At 34.1% G+C, this 20,356-nt stretch carries 19 protein-coding genes; all 19 read right to left on the minus strand.

Translation table 11 applies throughout. From position 1 onward, the window contains the following. Nucleotides 1–149: 149 nt before the first annotated feature. Nucleotides 150–1,367, minus strand: coding sequence for a major outer membrane protein (locus CHLWT_RS08105; RefSeq protein ID WP_112000133.1), 1,218 nt, complete (start codon nt 1,365–1,367; stop codon nt 150–152). A gap of 198 nt (nt 1,368–1,565) precedes the next feature. Further along, nucleotides 1,566–1,979 carry a hypothetical protein gene (locus CHLWT_RS08110; RefSeq protein ID WP_112000132.1) on the minus strand — a complete coding sequence of 138 codons (414 nt, stop codon included), beginning with the start codon at nt 1,977–1,979 and terminating at the stop codon, nt 1,566–1,568. 5 nt (nt 1,980–1,984) lie between these two features. Then, nucleotides 1,985–2,824, minus strand: coding sequence for a DUF5416 family protein (locus CHLWT_RS08115; protein ID WP_112000131.1), 840 nt, complete (start codon nt 2,822–2,824; stop codon nt 1,985–1,987). A gap of 111 nt (nt 2,825–2,935) precedes the next feature. Next, nucleotides 2,936–6,493 carry a pyruvate:ferredoxin (flavodoxin) oxidoreductase gene (gene nifJ / locus CHLWT_RS08120; RefSeq protein WP_111970613.1) on the minus strand — a complete coding sequence of 1,186 codons (3,558 nt, stop codon included), beginning with the start codon at nt 6,491–6,493 and terminating at the stop codon, nt 2,936–2,938. Between the two features lie 181 nt (nt 6,494–6,674). Further along, a complete protein-coding gene (locus CHLWT_RS08125; protein WP_112000130.1) occupies nt 6,675–7,322 on the minus strand; it encodes an HAD family hydrolase in 648 nt (215 codons plus the stop codon). Continuing rightward, on the minus strand, nt 7,319–8,155 hold the full coding sequence (locus tag CHLWT_RS08130) for a mechanosensitive ion channel family protein (protein ID WP_112000129.1): 837 nt from the start codon (nt 8,153–8,155) through the stop codon (nt 7,319–7,321). The genes CHLWT_RS08125 and CHLWT_RS08130 overlap by 4 nt, the downstream gene beginning before the upstream one ends. Beyond that, on the minus strand, nt 8,155–9,174 hold the full coding sequence (locus CHLWT_RS08135) for an OmpA family protein (RefSeq protein ID WP_112000128.1): 1,020 nt from the start codon (nt 9,172–9,174) through the stop codon (nt 8,155–8,157). Before CHLWT_RS08135 ends, CHLWT_RS08130 begins: the two co-directional genes overlap by 1 nt. A gap of 335 nt (nt 9,175–9,509) precedes the next feature. Continuing rightward, a complete protein-coding gene (gene rpsI / locus CHLWT_RS08140) occupies nt 9,510–9,899 on the minus strand; it encodes a 30S ribosomal protein S9 (RefSeq protein WP_063998779.1) in 390 nt (129 codons plus the stop codon). A 2-nt stretch (nt 9,900–9,901) separates the two neighbouring features. Next, nucleotides 9,902–10,327 (minus strand): 50S ribosomal protein L13, encoded by a 426-nt coding sequence (gene rplM / locus CHLWT_RS08145; RefSeq protein WP_063998780.1) that lies wholly within the window; start codon nt 10,325–10,327, stop codon nt 9,902–9,904. 86 nt (nt 10,328–10,413) lie between these two features. Next, on the minus strand, nt 10,414–13,167 hold the full coding sequence (locus CHLWT_RS08150; protein WP_151062148.1) for a RecB-like helicase: 2,754 nt from the start codon (nt 13,165–13,167) through the stop codon (nt 10,414–10,416). After that, complete coding sequence (locus CHLWT_RS08155; protein ID WP_112000658.1) at nt 13,164–15,518, minus strand: PD-(D/E)XK nuclease family protein; 2,355 nt, start codon at nt 15,516–15,518, stop codon at nt 13,164–13,166. The genes CHLWT_RS08150 and CHLWT_RS08155 overlap by 4 nt, the downstream gene beginning before the upstream one ends. Continuing rightward, nucleotides 15,508–16,038 carry a hypothetical protein gene (locus CHLWT_RS08160; RefSeq protein WP_112000659.1) on the minus strand — a complete coding sequence of 177 codons (531 nt, stop codon included), beginning with the start codon at nt 16,036–16,038 and terminating at the stop codon, nt 15,508–15,510. The genes CHLWT_RS08155 and CHLWT_RS08160 overlap by 11 nt, the downstream gene beginning before the upstream one ends. Next, on the minus strand, nt 16,031–16,606 hold the full coding sequence (locus CHLWT_RS08165; RefSeq protein WP_170253173.1) for a hypothetical protein: 576 nt from the start codon (nt 16,604–16,606) through the stop codon (nt 16,031–16,033). Before CHLWT_RS08165 ends, CHLWT_RS08160 begins: the two co-directional genes overlap by 8 nt. A 26-nt stretch (nt 16,607–16,632) precedes the next feature. Next, a complete protein-coding gene (locus CHLWT_RS08170; RefSeq protein WP_104064528.1) occupies nt 16,633–16,734 on the minus strand; it encodes a hypothetical protein in 102 nt (33 codons plus the stop codon). Between the two features lie 2 nt (nt 16,735–16,736). Then, on the minus strand, nt 16,737–16,955 hold the full coding sequence (locus tag CHLWT_RS08175) for a DUF4006 family protein (protein ID WP_063998785.1): 219 nt from the start codon (nt 16,953–16,955) through the stop codon (nt 16,737–16,739). Beyond that, nucleotides 16,956–17,819 (minus strand): cbb3-type cytochrome c oxidase N-terminal domain-containing protein, encoded by an 864-nt coding sequence (locus tag CHLWT_RS08180; protein ID WP_111970618.1) that lies wholly within the window; start codon nt 17,817–17,819, stop codon nt 16,956–16,958. Further along, complete coding sequence (locus CHLWT_RS08185; protein WP_063998787.1) at nt 17,816–18,046, minus strand: cytochrome c oxidase, cbb3-type, CcoQ subunit; 231 nt, start codon at nt 18,044–18,046, stop codon at nt 17,816–17,818. The genes CHLWT_RS08180 and CHLWT_RS08185 overlap by 4 nt, the downstream gene beginning before the upstream one ends. 10 nt (nt 18,047–18,056) lie before the next feature. Continuing rightward, a complete protein-coding gene (gene ccoO, locus CHLWT_RS08190) occupies nt 18,057–18,722 on the minus strand; it encodes a cytochrome-c oxidase, cbb3-type subunit II (protein ID WP_034963634.1) in 666 nt (221 codons plus the stop codon). Between the two features lie 10 nt (nt 18,723–18,732). Continuing rightward, complete coding sequence (gene ccoN / locus CHLWT_RS08195; protein WP_063998788.1) at nt 18,733–20,199, minus strand: cytochrome-c oxidase, cbb3-type subunit I; 1,467 nt, start codon at nt 20,197–20,199, stop codon at nt 18,733–18,735. Nucleotides 20,200–20,356 lie beyond the last annotated feature (157 nt).

The following is a 20,356-nucleotide window of genomic DNA, read 5'->3' on the forward strand; positions in this document are numbered from 1 at the left end:
TTAAAAATGTATAAATTTTGATAAAATCTTTACCGATTGTTTACCAAATGAGTAAATTTGAACACTAGTAAATTTAAAATAAAGTAGTTTTTTATAAAAAGATAGCTGTTTGGATAGCAAAAGTAGAGCCGAAAACTCGGCTCATAAAATTAGAATGAGTATTTAGCTTGGAATCTGAAGTGATTAACATCATTTTGATTTTTATCACGATCAATGTTTGAATACCAAGCTTGGAAGTTAAGTTTTTTGCTATAGTCATAACTTGCTCTATAAACAATCTCGTTTTGTTTAACTACGCCGTTATTAAGAGTTTTATTTTTACCATCTACATAATCAACGCCTACTCTAAATTTCTCTAAGAAAGAGTAACCAGCAGTAACAAACCAGTATTTGTTTTCACCAAAAAATGCAGTATAGTTTAGTAGATCTTCGCCCGGTTTTATAAAGCTTCCAGCATCTTCATAAGATATAACTGAAGCTTTGTCTTTATCAGCAGAGAAGTCTATATAACCAGCACTAAAGTCTAAACCAAAGCCCTCTGCTGTAGCCTCAATAGCCCAGAAATCAGCGTCATCAGCTAAATTATTTGTTCTATCTTTAAAATCACTATCTATGCTAGAACCAGCATACTGAGCTTTAGCACCAAGAGATAGATCTTCTGTTATATCAAAGTTCGCAGCAAGTTCTACTGCATATAGATCTGTTATGTCTTGAAGCATAGCATACCATACTTGGAAGCTAACTGGATCATAAGAGCCTATAGCTGCTACGCCATAAAGATTGTTATCTGATGTGAAAATAGGGTTGTTATTTTTATCTACTAATAAACCATTACTGCTAATATCTACATCTCTTTGTAAATCATCAAACGCTACAGCAGCTAGAGTAAGACCTGTGATATCTGTATTTAGCACTTTAAGACCAGTTCCTACCATATCATCAGTAAAGAATGTACCTACTACTTGGCGACCAGCTTGGATAGTAGTGTTACCAGCTTTGTATCCTAATAAGAATTGTCTAACGTTGAAAGTTTGACCAAAATCTTCAGCACCTGGATCATTAACACCTACATTTGTTCTACCATCAGCATCACCAGAAATGTCTCTACTATCATATCTAAGACCTAAGATACCATAGAAGTTGTCATCTAAAGCAGCTTTGAAATCCACATAAGAAGTAAATCTATGGCTACCTTCTGAAGTATCAACTCCATTTAAAGCAGCTTTAGTTGTTGTATTATCGTATCTGTATCTAGCAAATCCGCTTACATCTACGTTTTTTATAGCTTCTTCAAGTGGAGTCGCACTTACGCTTGAAAGAGCACCAGCAGCTACGATAGCAGCTAAACTCATTTTAACTAATTTCATTGTTTTCTCCTTTATAAAAAATTATTCGTTCATAATTGTAGTTGTTATTATCTTAAAAATAGATAAAGATGATTTGTATTATTAATTTGTACAAGGAGAAAGAGCGAGATTTTACGGTCTCGCCCCATATTTTTTAGAAAGGAGTTAAAATTTGATTGCTGATGAAATTATAAAGCAATTTGGTAAATGCTCGGTAATCTAAAAACTAATTTTTTCTTCTTTTGGAACAGCAATGTTTACTTTTTTTGTTTTGTCTCTTTTGTTTGTTTGGATAATGCGTTTTGTTTTTTCAGGATTTACGTAATTTTCTATGATGACAGCTAGATATGTTATCTTGCCATTTTCTATCTGTGCATAGACTAGATCGCCTACTTTGCACTCCTCATTTGAAGTCGCACTTGCCCATTTTAGCTTACCATTTGATGTTTCTGTAGCTATAATCTCATATCTATAGCCATTTTCTTCTTTTGACTTTTTATAGATAGTGCCTTTGATAAATTTACTTATGGGTTTTGTTATTTGCGGTTTTGACTTTGGCGGAATTTGTGTTTGAGTGGTAAAACACCCTGCAAAAAGTAGTGATATCAAAATAAAAACGCTAAATTTATACATAATTTTTAAAGCTCCTCGGTATGATTTGGGGTTGGATTATAACTCTTATTTGATATGTTGTCAATATCACAAGGAGAAAACTCGTATATATACATATCATTTATGGATAAGGTCAAATTTTTATCTTTTACACTGCCTTTTAATACAAAGCTATCTATAAGCTCTTTAGCGGCGTAGCTTTCAAGGCTGAGTTTCATAGTCGCCTCAAAAGAGTTTTTAGTGATACTATACTTATACTCGGCGTTGCTTGGAAAGATGTCTAGTAAAAATGAAAAACTATCAGTGGTTTCATCAAAGCCGTCTATACTTATCTTTATGAGCGACACAACGCATCTTGGTATAAAAATATCTTTGGCAAAAAATAATCCAACTTCCTTTAAATTCTCATTTTGCGTAGATAAAAGATCATCACTTTTGGTCTTACTTGGTGGATTAGACTTGCCTACTGAAATCTCGCTTGGATTAGGCATTGTGGTGTCTATTTTGATTGAACTTGGCTTGGCTGGTGTTGTTTTGGCTGCCTTGCTTGGTAAATTAGGTTTGAATGTTGGAATTTTGGCTGCCAAAATCCCATTTGGTGGATTAGAACAGCTATCTTCCTTAGAAACAATAAGACTCTTGATATCTGCAAAGCTTTTTATACAGTCGCTAAATACAAATTTTTCTATAAAGTCATTTACAAAGTCGGTCTCGCCATCGCCATTTATGATAAAAAAACCGGGTAATATTTTTGATTTTCTTATTTGGTATCGTTCAAATTTGTCTTGATAAATCGCCATTTTGGAGTTTTGTTTTTCATAGCCTTGTTTATTTGAGACTTCTTGCACGATAAAAGCTTGTTCCATGATACTCTCTTTTATAAGATTTATAATTTCGTAATTTTACGATTTTTTTATAAATTTGATAAGTAAAAAAAAGATGAGTAAAAAAGTAGCCTCAAATTTGAGGCTACAAGATTATTCTAATTCGTCGCTAAAATCAGCATTTGCCAAACGTTTTAGTTGGCGATATCTTCTTTTTGAGTCGGATTTATTTTGTTCAAAAAGCTCTCTTGCGTGGTCTGGATTTATCTTTTTAAGAGAGCTGTAACGAACCTCGTTTAATAAAAACTCTTCATATCTATCCCATTCAGGCTCTTTTGAAGTAATTTTTAACGGGTTTTTACCCTCTTTTGCAAGACGTGGATCATAGATAAATGTAGGCCAATAACCGCACTTTGTAGCAAGCTCTGCTTGGTCTCCTGAGAGCGCAAGTCCGCCTTTTATACCGTGAGCTATACAAGGAGAGTATGCTATAACAAGGCTAGGTCCGTTGTAAGCTTCTGCTGCGGCTATGGCTTTGATGACGTTTGCTTGACTTGCGTTTGAGTTGATTTGAGCTACAAAGATATTTCCATAAGTCATAGCTATCTGTCCTAGATCTTTCTTTTGAACTGCTTTACCACTAGCACTAAACTGAGCTACTGAGCCACTACGGCTTGATTTTGAACTTTGTCCGCCTGTGTTAGAATAGACTTCGGTATCTAAAACTAGCACATTTACATTTTCTCCACTAGCTAAAACGTGATCAAGTCCGCCATATCCGATATCATAAGCCCAACCATCGCCGCCTATTATCCATTGTGATTTGCGTGCGATATATTTTTTAAGACTTAGGATCTCTTTTGCACCTTCTAAATTTAAATTTGCTTCTAGTAAAGGCACCAACATATCTCTTATCTGAGCTGATTTCTTGCTATCGCCTTTAAATTCCAACCAATCTTTATAAAGCGCAACTATAGCATTTGGTGCTTTATCTATCGTATTTAGCATGATATTTTCGATGCGATGGCGGATAGTCTCAGTAGCTATCTCCATACCCATACCAAACTCAGCATTGTCTTCAAAAAGTGAATTTGCCCACGCTACGCCATGACCATTTGCATTGCTTTTACGATATGGAGTTGATGGAGCCGAACCGCCGTATATCGAGCTACAACCAGTTGCATTTGCCACCATCATTTGTTCGCCAAATAGCCTTGTGATAAGTGTTATATAAGGTGTTTCGCCACATCCCGGACAAGCACCGTGGAATTCAAATAGCGGTTGAGCAAACATAGCTCCTTTTACGCTATCTTTATTCATTAGATCATCTTTATATCTAACATTTTTAAATAAATAATCAGCGTTTTCTTGCTCACCTTTATCCATCTCTTCGCCAAGTGGTACCATAACTAGTGATTTTTCTTTACTAGGGCAGTTTTGAGCACAAAGCTCACAACCAGTACAATCAAGCGGACTTACTTGTATTTTATATTTTAAACCTTTTACCTCTTTGCCTTTTGCTTCAAGGTTATGAGATTTTACTCCTATAGGGGCTGCATTCATCTCATCTTCATCTATAAGGAATGGACGAATAACTGCGTGAGGACAAACGAATGCACATTGATTACATTGAATGCAGTTTTCTTCTATCCATTTTGGCACCATTACGCCAACACCGCGTTTTTCATACTCAGTTGTACCGGCTTCAAAACTGCCGTCTTCATGTCCTAAAAATGCTGAAACAGGAAGTTCATTACCACGAGCTGCGTTCATAGGTTTTACTATTTTTTCTACAAATTCAGTACCTTTATAATGATTCTCGCTAGTTACTGCTTCATCTTTTAAATTTACCCAGCTAGGATCGATATCTATTTTTATAAGTTTATCAGCACCTTGATCGATAGCTGCGTAGTTCATCTCTATGATCTTATCGCCTTTTTTAGCATAAGTTTTCTTCGCATACTCTTTCATATATTTTTGTGCGTCTTCAAAATCTATGATTTTTGCAAGTTTGAAAAATGCTGATTGCATTATGGTATTAGTGCGATTTCCTAGTCCTATCTCATAAGCTAATTTTGTAGCATTTATGATATAGAAATTTGCATTTTTTTGTGCTAACAGCCTTTTTACTTTATTTGGTATGCGTTTTATAGTTTCGTCCGCGTCCCAAATAGAATTTAAAAGGAATGTTCCGCCATCTCTTAATCCATCTACAACATCGTAAATATCAAGATACGCTGCTACAGAACAAGCTACAAAGTGAGGATTTGATACAAGATATGTTGAGCGGATAGGTTTTTTGCCAAATCTTAAATGGCTTCTCGTATAACCGCCTGATTTTTTACTATCATAAGCAAAATACGCTTGAGCGTAAAGATCTGTTTTATCGCCGATAATCTTGATTGAGTTTTTGTTTGCTCCGACTGTTCCATCTGCTCCAAGTCCGTAAAACAAACACTCTATACAATCTTTATCACTTAGCGAAATTTTATCTCCTACTGCTAGTGAAGTAAATGAAACATCATCTACTATACCGACTGTAAATCCATTTTTAGGCGTATCTAAATTTAAATTCTCATATACTGCTAACATTTGAGCTGGATCAACGTCTTTTGAGCTAAGTCCATATCTACCACCGACTATCACAGGGGCGTTTTCTAAGCCATAATACGCTGCTTTTATGTCAAGATAAAGTGGTTCGCCAAGACCGCCTGGCTCTTTTGTCCTATCTAAAACAGCTATCTTTTTAACGCTTTTAGGCATAACATCAAATAGGTATTTTGTGCTAAAAGGTCTATAAAGATGAACTTTTACAACTCCTACTTTTTCGCCTTTGCTTCTTAGATGATCTACAACTTCTTCTAAAGTCTCAGTCACAGAGCCCATAGCGATTATCACGCGTTCTGCGTCTTTATCTCCATAATATACAAATGGTTTATACTCACGACCGGTGACTTTTGATATTTCATTCATATACTCTGCAACGATATCTGGAAGATTATCATAAAATTTGTTTGTAAGCTCTCTAGTTTGAAAATAAATATCATCGTTTTGAGCGGTTCCTCTAGTTTTTGGAGTTTCAGGATTTATGCTTTCGTCGCGGAATTTTTGGATAGCATCATAATCTACCAACCTATCAAAAACAGCGTAATCCATAACTTCAACTTTTTGAATTTCATGGCTTGTTCTAAAGCCGTCAAAGAAATGTAAAAACGGCACTCGTCCTTTTATAGCTGCCAAATGAGCAACTCCGGCTAGATCCATAACTTCTTGTACTGAGCCAGTCGCAAGCATAGCAAATCCCGTTTGACGACAGGCATATATATCTTGATGATCCCCAAAGATAGAAAGAGCTTGAGCAGCTATTGAGCGTGCTGCAACATGTATAACGCCTGGTAACATCTGTCCGGCTATCTTATACATATTTGGCACCTTAAGAAGCAATCCTTGAGCGGCTGTATAAGTAGTAGTAAGAGCTCCGGCTTGAAGGCTACCGTGCACAGTTCCAGCGGCTCCGGCTTCACTTTGCATCTCTACAACTTTAACAGGCATACCAAAAATATTCTTTTTACCTTGTGATGCCCAAACATCTGTATAGTCAGCCATAGGCGAACTCGGAGTTATAGGGTAAATCCCAGCAACCTCGGTAAATGCGTAAGCAGCGTAAGCAGCAGCTTCATTACCATCCATTGTTTTCATAATTTTACTCATAGGTTTCCTTCCTTATTGTTTAACTATATTTTGTAATTTTACATATATATTGCTTAAAGTTTTTTATTTTTGTGACAATTTAACATTTTTTTTAACACAACTGTTACTTATCGAAATTATATATAAAAATTGTAAAACAAAAATTAACACAAAAATAGATAATTTTTAGCTAAGTTTGATTTTATAATGTATCAGATCTGATGAATTTAACGGCTTCTAAGCTATTTTTGGCAACGTGATCGCAGTATTTTGATAAATTTTGCTCAGTGCAATATCCACACGTCACACCCACGCTAATAATATTTGCACTTTTTGCCGCTTTAGCGTCCATAGGAGTATCACCTACCATATAAGCAAATTTATCAGTTTTATCTAAATTTAAAAGAGCTTTTAAGATAGGCTCTGGATGTGGCTTTGGATTTATCACATCATCTTTACCGATTATTGTTTTAAAATACTTTCCTATGCCAAGGTGATCTAGTAAGATTACTGAGTATTTTGAAGTTTTAGTAGTAACAACTCCAAGATCTGCAAACTCATTTGCTAGTTCTATGGACTCTTTGGCAAAGTCAAGAAGTTTTGTATCTTGTAGATACGTTTTTTTGTATGTCTCTTTATAAACAGCTATAAAATCCCAAACAACTTCATCATTTACTCCAAGATGAGCAAACATATAATCAAGCGGATGTCCTATCAAAGCACAAATTTCTTCAGTTTGTGGTCTTTTAAATTTAAAAGCATCAAAAGCGGCGAAAAATCCGTTTAATATAGAATTTGTAGAGTCTATAAGAGTCCCATCTAGATCAAATAATATGGTCGGTCTGCTCATTTTTTATCGCTTTCATAAATATGATGAGTAACTACTTGCGTGAATGGTATGGAAATGCCATTTTTGTCAAATGCGATTTTCACTTCTTCTAACATTTGATGATAAACAGATAGACAATTTTCATTTTTAGCCCAAAAACGAGCTACTAAATTTACGCCATTATCACCGAGGCTCATAACACCAACAAACGGAGCTGGATCATTTAAAATAATATCTTTGCGAGTAGCTATGTCAAGAATGATATCTCTAGCCAATTTTAAATCGTCTTTATAATCTATACTAAAAGTAAGATCTACTCTTCTATTTGGTTTTAAAGAATAGTTAATGATCTTTGAAGATATAATTTGAGAATTTGGAATAATAATAGTTTTGTTATCGCTAGTAGTTAGATACGTACTAAATAAATTTAGTTCTGTAGCAGTACCGATAGAACCATCGATATCTATGCTATCTCCAAGTCTGAAAGGTTTGAAAAATATAATAAGAACGCCAGCCCCGATATTGCCAAAAGTATCTTTAAAAGCCATGCCTATAGCTAAACCTACAGCACCAAGAACTGCCACAAAAGAGGTAGTCTCTATACCTAAATTTGAAAGTGCGGCTAATATAACAAATATAAAAAGCAGTGTTCTTGTGGTATTTAGCACAAAATTTGAAAGCATAGAATCTATTTTTGTTTTATCTAAGATCTTTTCTAAAACAAAAGTAAGTTTTGAAATAATCCATTTTCCGATAAAAAATATAAGAATAGAAACTATAAGGTTTAAGCTATACTTACTCACAAGAGCAAGTATAGTCATATAATCTAGATTTTGAATAATCTCTAAATTCATTATTTATTTCTGAATTTAGCTTCTACACGGCGATTTTGGGCACGTCCTTCTTTTGTAGCATTTGATGCTATAGGTTTTGACTCACCAAATCCTTCTGTAGTGATCTTGCTTTTACTAACGCCCATTTTTTCTAAAACAGATGCAACTGCATTAGCTCTTTTTAGTGATAGCTTTTGGTTATAAGCATCAGAGCCGGTGCTATCAGTATGTCCTTCTAGGATAACTCTATACTCTGGGTTATCTATCATAACATTTGCTACTTCTTTTATCTTTGCTTCATACTCAGGGCTAACTGTAGCACTATCAAATGCAAAATTTGCTTTTAAGCTTAAGCGAATAACTTTTTCACAACCATATTCATCAACAACAACGCCTTTTGGAGTGCCAGGGCATCTATCTACATTGTCAAAAACGCCATCACCATCTTCGTCGCCGATAGCTGGAGCAATAGGTGCTGGAGCAGGAGCTACTTTTTCTACTACTGGAGCAGGAGCTGCCTTAGCAACCTCACCAAAAGAGACTGCAAATCCAAGAGAGTATAAGAATGTGTTTGATCCGTGATTCCAATCAAGCGCATCTCTAGCTTCTGCTTTAAGTGAGAAGTTATCTGTAACTTTGTATTTCAAGCCAAGACCAGCTTGAGCAAATCCACCATCTTCGATATCGTTTGCTTCATGAGTAAGATCTTGATATCCAAGTCCTAAAAGTCCATAAACAGAAAATACATCAGTCAAAGGAAAATCTTTAATTAAATTTATATAGTATCTTGTTAGATCAGTCTCTCTACCTAATATATTTTCGAAAGTTACGTTTTTAGAATAGTCAAAACCAAGCTCTAATTGACTTAGTAAAAACATATCTAGATTTCCAGCTATTCTTAAACCTATAAATTTTTGGTCATCAATACCTTGAGTACCTTCTGGATGGGCATATCCCACAACTGGAGTAAATTCGTAGTTATATGTGTTAGCACCAAAAAGTGCAGATGCAGCACATAACGCCAAAGCAATCTTTTTCATTTCTTGTCCTTTATAGAATTTTCATATACTATTTTAGCACAATTTTTTAATTTTATTATAAATTTTTTAAAAAAATGATTTAAACAATCTACATTTTAAAGAGAGACTTAAAGGGAGGCGACCACCTAAAATCTAGATGGTCGGATCAATTATTACAAAAAGGAGGTTTACTGTTGAACGGCGTAATTATATATAGAAGTTATTAACTTAATCGAAATTTTTTATAAACTTTTACTAAATAAATAAGGGTAAATTTGATAGATAATATAAAATAGATAATATAAATTTGAAAGCCCAAACGAGCTTCCAAATTTGATAATATTGAGAAATAAAGATTATCTCTTTGAGAATTGCGGACTTCTTCTCGCTTTTCTGCGGCCATATTTTTTACGCTCAACAACACGGCTATCACGACTTAGAAGGCCTTGTGGTTTAAGAGCTGCTCTAAATGTTGCGTCGATAGAAGCTAAAGCTCTTGAAATTCCGTGTCTCAAAGCCTCTGCTTGAGCTGAATACCCACCACCTAAAGTCGTGGCTGTGATATCCATAGAAGTTTCTTGTTTTGTTACTAATAATGGTTGAACTACTTTAAGCTTTATAGCTTCGTGTCCGCCAAGCCAAGTGTTTAGATCCATACCATTTACAACTATTTTGCCACTACCTGGTTTTACCCAAACTTTAGCAACTGCTGTTTTTCTCTTACCTGTTGCGTATGTTGTTGCCATTATTATTTTCCTTCTTTAGCTATTTGTGCAGTGTGCGGATGCTCACTACCGGCATAAATTTTTAATTTTTTAAGCATCTCTTTGCCTAATTTTGTCTTAGGTAGCATACCACGGACTGCTAATTTATAAAGTTTTTCAGGTTTATTAGCTAGTAAATCACCAAATTTTTCGCTTTTTACGCTACCAAAATAGCCTGAATGTCTGTGATAAAGCTTCTCTTCAGCTTTATTCGCACCTGTGAATTCTGCCTTACTAGCGTTGATGATGATTACATAATCTCCACAATCAACATTTGGGCTAAATCCTGGCTTATGTTTGCCACGAAGTAGTGTAGCAGCTTCAGTTAGCAATCTACCAAATCTCTTTCCAGAAGCATCAAGAACGATCCAATCACGCTTTACTTCATTTGGCTTTGTTATCTTTGTCATAATCTTGCCTTTTATATAATTAATTTAAGAGATGAAATTATAGCGAGACTAACTTAAAAATAACTGAATTTAAGAAAATTTTTATATTAGAGCTTTGAAATTTGAATTTCATCATGTAGTATATAAACTATACTAGCTTTTAGATTTTTTTGTGGATAAATTTGAGATAAAATATCTAGATATTCTTTGACTTGCTCTTTATGCTCATCGCTATTTTTAAGAGAGGTTTTATAGTCTATTATCTCGATTTCATCGCTATTTACACATAATAAATCGATGCGTTTTAACGCCCCATTAAATCCGATATCTTGCTCTTGATATAATCTTTTATCTTTTATAATTTCTAAAAATTGCGGGTTATTTAAAAGTCTATCAACTCTAGCTTTAATCTCTTTTAAGCCATCTTGGTCGATAAATGCTCCAAATTTATTATACAAGCAATTTTGAGCGATTTTAAGCGATTTTAAATCAGCAAAATCAATGCTCTCAAGATAATAATGCAGCGCCTTGCCAAAGTAGATAGAATCTAAGCTCTCTTTTGGCTTATCACTGGTTAAAATCTCTTGTGGCGCAACCTTTTCAAATGGTTTAAGATGGATTATTTGCGGCCTTGGCTCTTGCTTCTTGTCGATATTTGGTTTGATAATCCCTGATTTGCATTCATCTAAATTTAGATATTCTACTGCTTTGCCATTTGATTCATAACTAGTAAAATATGAGATATTGTTGCCATTTGGATTATCTTTGGCTAAGATTATTAAGCTATGTTTAGCCCTGGTTAATGCTACATAAATTTTATTTATAACCTCTTTTCTATCAAGCTCTTTTTGTCTATCTTGAAGCTTGATATAATTCTCATCGCCCAAATACTCAAACACCTTATTAGCTAACCTTATATCCCAGCTATCTGTGTTTAGATTATACTCCATTAAAAATTTATCTTTTTGGCTATTTTCTTTGCCTATATAATCAAGCACGATGACATGGTCAAATTGCAGCCCTTTGCTCTTATGAACGGTCATTATCGTTATGCCTTTTTGGCTATTTTTGGCACTATTTGTCTGGTCATTATCGATATTAAAAGCAAAGTCGTATATATCGCTATATCTGCTACTAATCTCATATAGTTTCAATAGATCAACATCACAAGGCTCAAGCTCAAGGTATTTAGCGATAAATTTAAGAGTTTGAGCTACGCTAGCATCGCTTTTTAACTCTAGTTTGACTTTTTTGTTTTTGGTTATCTCATATTGAGCGTTTAAATATATCTCATCACCAAAAATAGAGTATTTCAAAAACGCCACCACCGCCGCTACATTTGCACTTTTGATAAGATTATTTGTAGTTTGAGTCGATACTTCTAAACCTTTATCTTCTAAAAAATCTTTGATATTATAAATATCACTATTTTTCCAACAAAGTATCGCCATATCTTCATACTTTACACCAAATTTACTTAGATGATTTATGCTATCATAAATTGCCTCTAAATATTTTTCTCTATCAAATTTAATAACCCTCACATAGCCATCATCTTTGCTATTTGGAATTTGATTTTTGTAGTGTGGATATTTGTATTTAAATTTATCATTTACATATTCTACTATGATTTTATCACTGCGATAATTTTTATCTAGGCTTTGAGTTTTTATCTGTGGGAATTTAAATTTAAGCTTATCAAATAGCCCACTTTGACCCCCACGAAATCTATAAATACTCTGCTTTATATCACCAACATAAAAAAAGCTCCCAATGCCACTTTGACCTATGCCAGAGAGACTTTCAGCTATGAGTGGTTCTAATATCTCATACTGCTTGATATCAGTATCTTGAAACTCATCGATCAAAATATGCCTGATCTTAGCATCAAGGCGAAAATATAGCATATCGATATTTTGCTTGTTTTTGTTAGTTAAAAGCTCATTAACCCAATTTGTGATATCGGCAAAACTTAGGCTATTTTCACGGCGATTTACATTAGCGATTGCCTTTTTATAGAGATCCACAAAATATGAAATTTGAGATATTTCATATTTCTCAAGAGCTAGATAATACTCTTTTAAAGCATTTATAAACTCATCTCTAGCGGCGTTAAATTCGGCGTTGTCTCTTACTTTATTAAAATAATTTTTCTTTATATCTTTTACAACCGCTTTTTCAACTATATCTTTTAAGCTTAAATTTTTATTAAAATTACTTATATAATTCTTATCGCTACTCAATTTTAATGCCACATCACATAGGGCAGTATATCTATCCATTGCGTTTTTAGGGCTTGGCAATGGGGCGCCTAATTTATCAAATTTAGTTTGTGAGAGTAGAGAAAGCTTTTCAAAAAGGGCATTTTCTTTGCTATTTGTATAATATAGATATTTTGCTACTTTGCTCATCATTGAATTTGAGTTTAAGAGCCTTTTAAACTCATTTTTAACCTCAATGCTATTATCATTAAGAGAGTTAAAATCTGGCATAAGACCTAAATTTAAACTAAACTGCCTAAGAATAGTAGCAAAAAAGGAGTCAAATGTAGATATCTTTAACTCACTTGATAAAAAATCAGCCATAAATTTATCTCTAAGTGCCAAAACTTCTTCTTTTGATTTGCCCAAAAGCTCGCAAATCGCATTTCTCTCGCCATCGCACTTGCTTAAATGTAGATTACAAAATGTATCTGTGAACCTGTGTTTCATCTCGTTTGCAGCTTTGTTTGTGAATGTTAGGGCTAGGATTTTGCTTGGGTGATTGCCTTGTAATAATAGAGCGATATAGCGAACTGATAGAGCAAATGTCTTGCCACTTCCTGCACTCGCTTCTAAGCACAAATAATTTTCAAATTTCATCTTAATCCCCTTAAACACAGAGATTCATACGGACATATATCGCAATGTTTTGTATCTTGAGAAAAGGGAATTTGGCTATTACTCATCTTTTTTAACTCATCTAAAACTTCGATTAATTTATCAATGTCGGCTTTGCTATTAGTAAATTTATTATCATCAAATGAGTAGAAATACCCCTTAGCGGTTTTATCAAATTTCGCTTGATACAAAAGCTCATAAAACGCTAGCTGCAAGGACTTTTCATCTGCTTTTCCACTCTTATAATCAATAAGCCAAATATCATTACCATTGATATCTACTCTATCAATCTTGCCTTTGATAAAAATCCCATTAAACTTAGCTTCAATCTTTTTCTCACATTCGCTAACGCTAAATCCATCTTTGAAATGGCTATTTTGACTAGATGCGAACTCATCAAGTTTTAGCTTGAAAATCTCGCTTTTTAGCGTGGTATCTTTTTGATATTTGCTATATATCTGTAAAAACTCGCTTTTATCAAATTTAGCGCTTGATTGCTTAAAATACTCTTCTAAAGCTTCATGTACCAAAGTGCCAAAATCTAGCGCATCTCTATCATAAAATCTAGATTCTTTAATCTTTTTGATATATTTATAATAATACCGCCTTTTGCATTTAAGATAGGTATCTAAGCGACTAAATGAGATAGGCTCAGCGAAAAAATCGTGAGTTTCTACAATATCCCTAGGCGTCAAATCAATAGCGATTCCGCCTTTATGCAAGGCGTTTTCATATGAAATTTGCGAAATTTCAATCTTCTTAACGCTCTCAAAATCCCTAATAAATCTAGATACGATATTCTCATCATTTTCAACATAGCTGATAGATACCCTTTTGGCTCTATTTATCAAGCTTTCGTAGTAAAATCTCTGTAAATTCTCTCTATCACTATGACTGATTAGACCAGCATTTTTTCTCACTGCTGAGCTTAGAAACATCTCTTTTTGGCTTCTTTTAGGCACCAAAGAGTCATTAAAATCAACTATAATCACGCCGTCATAACTCTTAAATCTACTCTCTAAAATCCCAATCACGCTTACTAAACCACCGCCGACCATGCTTTGAGTTTTACTAGAGAAATTTATCAAAAATAGCTCCAAAACATCGCTAAATTTAAGTTCTATTTGGCGTAAAAGAGTTTTGATAGAAAATAGCTCATTTTCTATAATCTCATCTATCTCATCAACCCTTTTGATATCATTTAATAGCGATTTTATCGCATTCTCAAAGCTATCAAATTTAGCCTTAGAATAGAACATATTTTGGATATCTTGATATATTTGCGTTGGGATTTTAAAGCTATTTAGAGTTGCTATTAACTGATTTAGTTCTTTGGAATTTTGTATATAATTCTCATCAAACTCATACTCCAATCCTTGAGATATAGCCTCTTTAATCGTATGTAAAAGCGTGTAAATTTGGCTATTTTTCAAGCTTTTTCCCATAGCGTAATTTAGCATATTATTCTCATCTAAATTCTGCAAAATTAAAGCAAAGCTCTCATCAGGCAGTATCACGGCGATATCTTGTGGTTTTATCCCATCTCTTATCATATTTGATATCTCATCAAAAACAAATGCCGCTTGCAAGCTACGAATAGAAAATCCCTTGATATTTATATTTGGGTTTTGGTTTAGTTTGGTCTTGCTTTCTATGGATTTATCGCTTAAATTTAGTTTATAGTTATGGCCGGTTTTGAAATTTAAATTTGTGAAATTCCTTATCTTTTCTATCGTTTTTTGATTAAATTTACTACAATCAAAATTTAAAATAAGTGGAATTTTTTCGCTTATTTTAATCAAAATCTCCCACTCCAAAAGCGTCAAAATCCCATCAATCCGTAGCTCAATCCTATCAAAATTGCTAATGAAATTTGGATTTATCTCATAGTAATCACTTATCGTAATATCATCATATAAGCCAAGTTCATCTAAGCTCTGCTTATAAATCCGCCCTAGATTATCTAAAATTGTCAGATGCTCATCATAATTAGCGTATGTATCAGCGATACTTAAATCTGCGACTCTCTTTTTCTCTTTGCTTAGCTCTTTGAAAAATGAAAATAGGTAGTTTGAGTTTTTCAAAAAGACCAAAAATTCATCTTTTATATTTAATATCGAAGAGATATTCTCCACCCTATTAATAGCATTTCGCATATATAGCAAGGACTCCATATCAGTAGCACGGCGTCTATCTGGGACATATATAACCTCACCAAAAAACTCTGCTATATTCATTATCTTTGGCAAGAGCGAATTTGAGCTTAGATTATTAGAATAAAAATCCCGCACATTTCTAGAAGTGCTAAGGACAAAAAGAGCTCTATTTTGCATATAGCTCTACTTTATAAAATCCTGTTTTATTCTCATCGATAATAATCTTAGCTTTTATCTGCCATCTACCTGCTTTGGTTAGATTAAGGTCATTTATAACCATCTTGCCACTTTGATTTTGAGATATTAGCTCTTTGTCAAATTCACTGCTATCTGGGCGAGTTAGCAATATCTTAGTAGAATAGCTAGTCGCATTTGTATCAAATTTGAGATTGAAATTTTGATTTAATGGCACTATTGTCGCACTCTTGCCTCTGCGAAGTTTTTGGGTTTGGCTAGGCAAGATTAGCGAATTTAGCTCAATTTGCGGAGTTGTATTAAAACTAAATTCACGACTAAAATTTGATTGAGCCGCTTGGATTTCATTAAATTTGCTATCGACTTTTTGATACTTATCAAAGTAATAATCATCAATATAAACAGGATAATCCAAGGAGTAATATATAGTATAAGCACAAGCACAAACTATAGCAAATATGGAGAGTAAAATTCCATATGGCCAAAATGTTTTTTTACGCATGAAGTCCTCTTTTAAATTTTCGCACCAAAAATATGACTATTACTAAAAATATCGAACCATAAACAAAATATCTAAGTAAATTTAATGTAGTTTTATTTGAATTTCCTATAGAATTTACTAAAATTACATTTTTGCTTTTAGCTACCATATCAGATATATCAGCATATCCGTTTAGCATAGCTGCGTTGTAGATATCCTCACCTTTATTTGATACTAATATGGGAAGTATTGTTCCTACTTCAGGATAAGGGCTTAAAACAGCCTCTTTATCAAACAAAGCGTAAGCATCGTCTGAAGCAAATATATCTACTTTGCCTGATTTTTTATCTTCTGTTTTAGGTGAAATAACTAATAAAATATAAGGTTTTTTAAGATTACTTTCGTGTTCTTTTGTAGCAGATCTTAGATCGCTATCTTTAGTAGTTATAAGATCTAAAGTTACGCCGGTTTTTTCTTTGAGCTCAGAACCTATTTGGTTTAATTTAGTTTTTACATTATCACTTATAATGCCTGCATTATCTATAACAATGCCATTTAAATTTGAAACTGATAAAAGAGCGGCTATCAAACCGCTCTTAAAAAATGCAGATAACTTCATCCGATAAATAGATGATTTGGAGTTAAAACAGACCAAGCAGTTATAGCTGCTGCTATTATAAGACCAATTACAATAAGTGAATCTAAAATATTTGACATTTTTACTCCTTGACTACCATAACTTCAGCTTCTTGAGTCATACTACTTTTCATTTGCACCGAAGTTGGATTTACGAGTTTATATGGTTTTTGCATAACATCTTGTTGAGATACGATGCCAAGATATGTTAAAACTCCCAAAATGCTTAGAAGTAAAACAGTAGCTATAAGCATACCAGTAACACCGCTAAGACTAAAAACAGATCTATTTGTATTTTCCATTTATTCTCCTTTTGAAAGTGAGATAACATACTCGCCAACAGCTTTTTCTTGTGTTGGATTTATTATGCCAGAACCTGCAAATTTAGGCATATGACCTATGTTTCCTACTTTACCGCGATTTAATACATCAACGACAAATGCGCCTGAGCCATATATAGTAAGATCTGGAGCTTGTCCGTCCATACCTTTGCCATCTTCACCATGGCATGCAGCACAAGTAGCCCACGCTGCGCGTCCTATTTCTACTAGATTTTCATTGCTTGTTTTCTTAATAGCAGAAATTTCTTTTGCAACAAAAGCTGCAATAGCTTTTGCCTCAGCAGCTTCAGCTAAACCAGCAGGCATCTCGCCAAGTGGATAATTAAGTCCTTTTGAACCATTTATTATGACATCGTAAATAGCTTTTTCAGTTCCCCATATATTTAGATCAGCAGCTTTGCCGTTGATACCATCAGCTGTTATGCCATGGCAACTAGCACATTGAAGTAAGAAAACTTGCTCACCCATAGCTCTTAGCTCTTCGCTACTTGCATTTGCGAATTTACTTTGAAAGTTATCGTTATAAGCTTTAACTTCTTCGTTATATTCGCCTATTTGAGAATATGAATTTAGTGGATATCCAGCCAAAAAGTACCATATAGCCCAAATAATAACCAATACAAACACAACAGCCCAACCAAATGGCAGTGGATTTTTATATTCGCCTATTCCATCCCAGTTATGTTCGCTTAATTCTCCGCCCTCTTTTTTTACTTTCATCAGCTTAAATAGCCTACCAACAACAACAAGTGTCAATAAAATGATAGCTATAGCGCCAAGAATAGTAAGCGAATTTACATTATCTTCTAGATTAAACCATTTCATTTTTCAACGCTCCTCTTAGCATTATCGTTATTAGTAGAAACATTTTCTAAGATCTCATCGCTTAGATCATCATTTAGCGCTAGTTTAGAGTACTGCTCATAGTCACGTCTACCGACTTTTTCTGACTTCTTAAGATGAAACCAATAACCATAAAGCAAAACCACCATAGCTACTAATAGTATAAAATAACCATAAGCTTGAAGTTCTCTCATTGTTTCTACGCTCATAACATAAACCTTATTTTAAGCTATTCAAGTATGCTATAAGTGCAACTATCTCGCGAATCTCGCCTCTAGCAAATGCATCTTTAACATCTTGATCCTTCATCTGTTCAACTATAGCAGCTGCTTCTTCATTTACCATAGTCTTAGCCTCTTCTAAAGTACCAAGTTTTGGCATACCTTCAGTATCATAAGGGACATTAAATACTTTTTTTACAGTAAATGCTTCTGCATATGCTGTTTCTATGTCTGCATTTTTATTAAACATATGTTTATATGCGGGCATTATAGATCCTGGAACAACGCTTGTTGGATCTTTCATATGATTTTCATGCCAATCAGTACTTCTGTAGTTACCTACACGCCAAAGATCCGGACCTGTTCTTTTTGATCCCCAAAGAAATGGTCTATCATAAGCGTATTCGCCACTGATAGAATACATTCCATATCTATCTGTTTCTGATTTAAACGGTCTGATAAGCTGTGAGTGACAAGCATTACAACTATCATTGATATATACTTGACGACCTGCTAATTGCAAAACTGTATATGGTTTTTTATTTTCAACAGGTCTAGCACGATCAGCAAAATCAGGTAAAATCTCAACAACACCGGCGTAAGCTATAAAGATAAAAACAAATACTGCAAAAAAGAATGGATTTTTTTCTAACCAACTAAACATTCATTCCTCCTTACGCAGCCATCGGTGAAGCACTTACTGGTTCACGTTCGACTATTTTACTTGATGAAATTGATTTGAATATGTTATAACTAAACATAAAGAAGCCTATTAAGTATAGCAATCCGCCAAGAGCTCTAATCCAATAATACGGTATAAGAACAGTAACTGTATCTATAAATGAATAAGCAAGGTTGCCATACTCATCAGTAGCTCTCCACATCATACCTTGAGTGATTCCAGCTATCCACATAGAAGCAAAGTATAGAACGATACCTGTTGTTTGGATCCAAAATTGAGCTTCCATCAAAGATTTACTATAAAGCTCTCTTTTAAACACACGTGGAGTCATGTGATAAAGTGCTGCCATAGTCATAAATCCAACCCAGCCAAGAGTTCCATCATGAACGTGTCCAGGGATCCAGTCAGTAAAGTGTGCTAGTGCATTTACTGATTTTATAGAAAGGATCGGTCCTTCAAGAGTAGAGAACATATAGAACGTACTTGCCAAAATCATAAATTTGATAAGTGGATTTTCTCTTAGTTGTCCCCATTCGCCCTTCATAGTAAGAAGCATATTTATCGCAGATCCCCAACTAGGAAGTATCAAAACTACTGAGAATATAGATCCCATAGTTTGCATCCAATCTGGTACAGTAGAATAAATAAGGTGGTGACCACCAGCCCAAAGATAGACAAACATTAAGCCCCAAAATGAGAATAGTGATAGTTTGTAACTAAATATCGGCTGTCCACTCTCTTTTGGCAAGAAATAGTAAATTTGAGCAATTATCGCCACAGTAAATACGAATGCAACAGCGTTATGTCCCCACCACCATTGAACTAGTGCGTCGTTTGTTCCAGCATACATAGAAACTGAATGTAACCAACTACCAACACCAGCTACTAGACGGGTAGGAACTTCCATATTGTTAAATAGATATAGCATAGCTACGCCAAGGAATGTAGCAATGTAATACCATAAAGAGATATATAGAGTTTTTTCACGACGAATTCCGATAAGTCCAAATATCGAAACCCCCCATAATACCCACACTATAACAACTAGTATATCTATAGGCCACTCAAGCTCTGCATACTCTTTTGAAGTACTAAGTCCAGCAAAAAGACTGACTACAGCCAAAGCTATAACAATAACATATAGCCAAAAATGAAGTTTTCCTATAAACATTAGGAATTTAGATTCGCTCATAGAGACTTTTAGCACTCTTTGACCGATATAATACCAGGTAGCAAAAATACCTGACAACATAAACCCATAAACCACGCCATTTGTATGGAGCGGTCTTAAACGACTAAATGTTCCGTATTCACCAGCTAGGTAATTAAGATCTGGATAGGCCATTTGAAAAGCTATCAAAGTTCCTATAGCCATACCTACTATACCAAATATAATAGTGGTAAACATGAAGTACTTAGCGACTGTGTAGTCGTAGTTCAATGCATTACTTGGTTGCATTAAAAAGTTCCTCCTGTCAATTTTTTATGTAATCCTGAAAAACACATAACTTTGAAATTATAAGGTAAATAAAATATAAATTTTCTTAAAAAGATTAAATTAGTATAAATTAATCATTTATATATCGCCTAAAAATGGGCTTTTACATAGATAAACT

It is taken from the genome of Campylobacter hyointestinalis subsp. lawsonii, assembly GCF_013372165.1.
GTDB lineage: Bacteria > Campylobacterota > Campylobacteria > Campylobacterales > Campylobacteraceae > Campylobacter > Campylobacter lawsonii.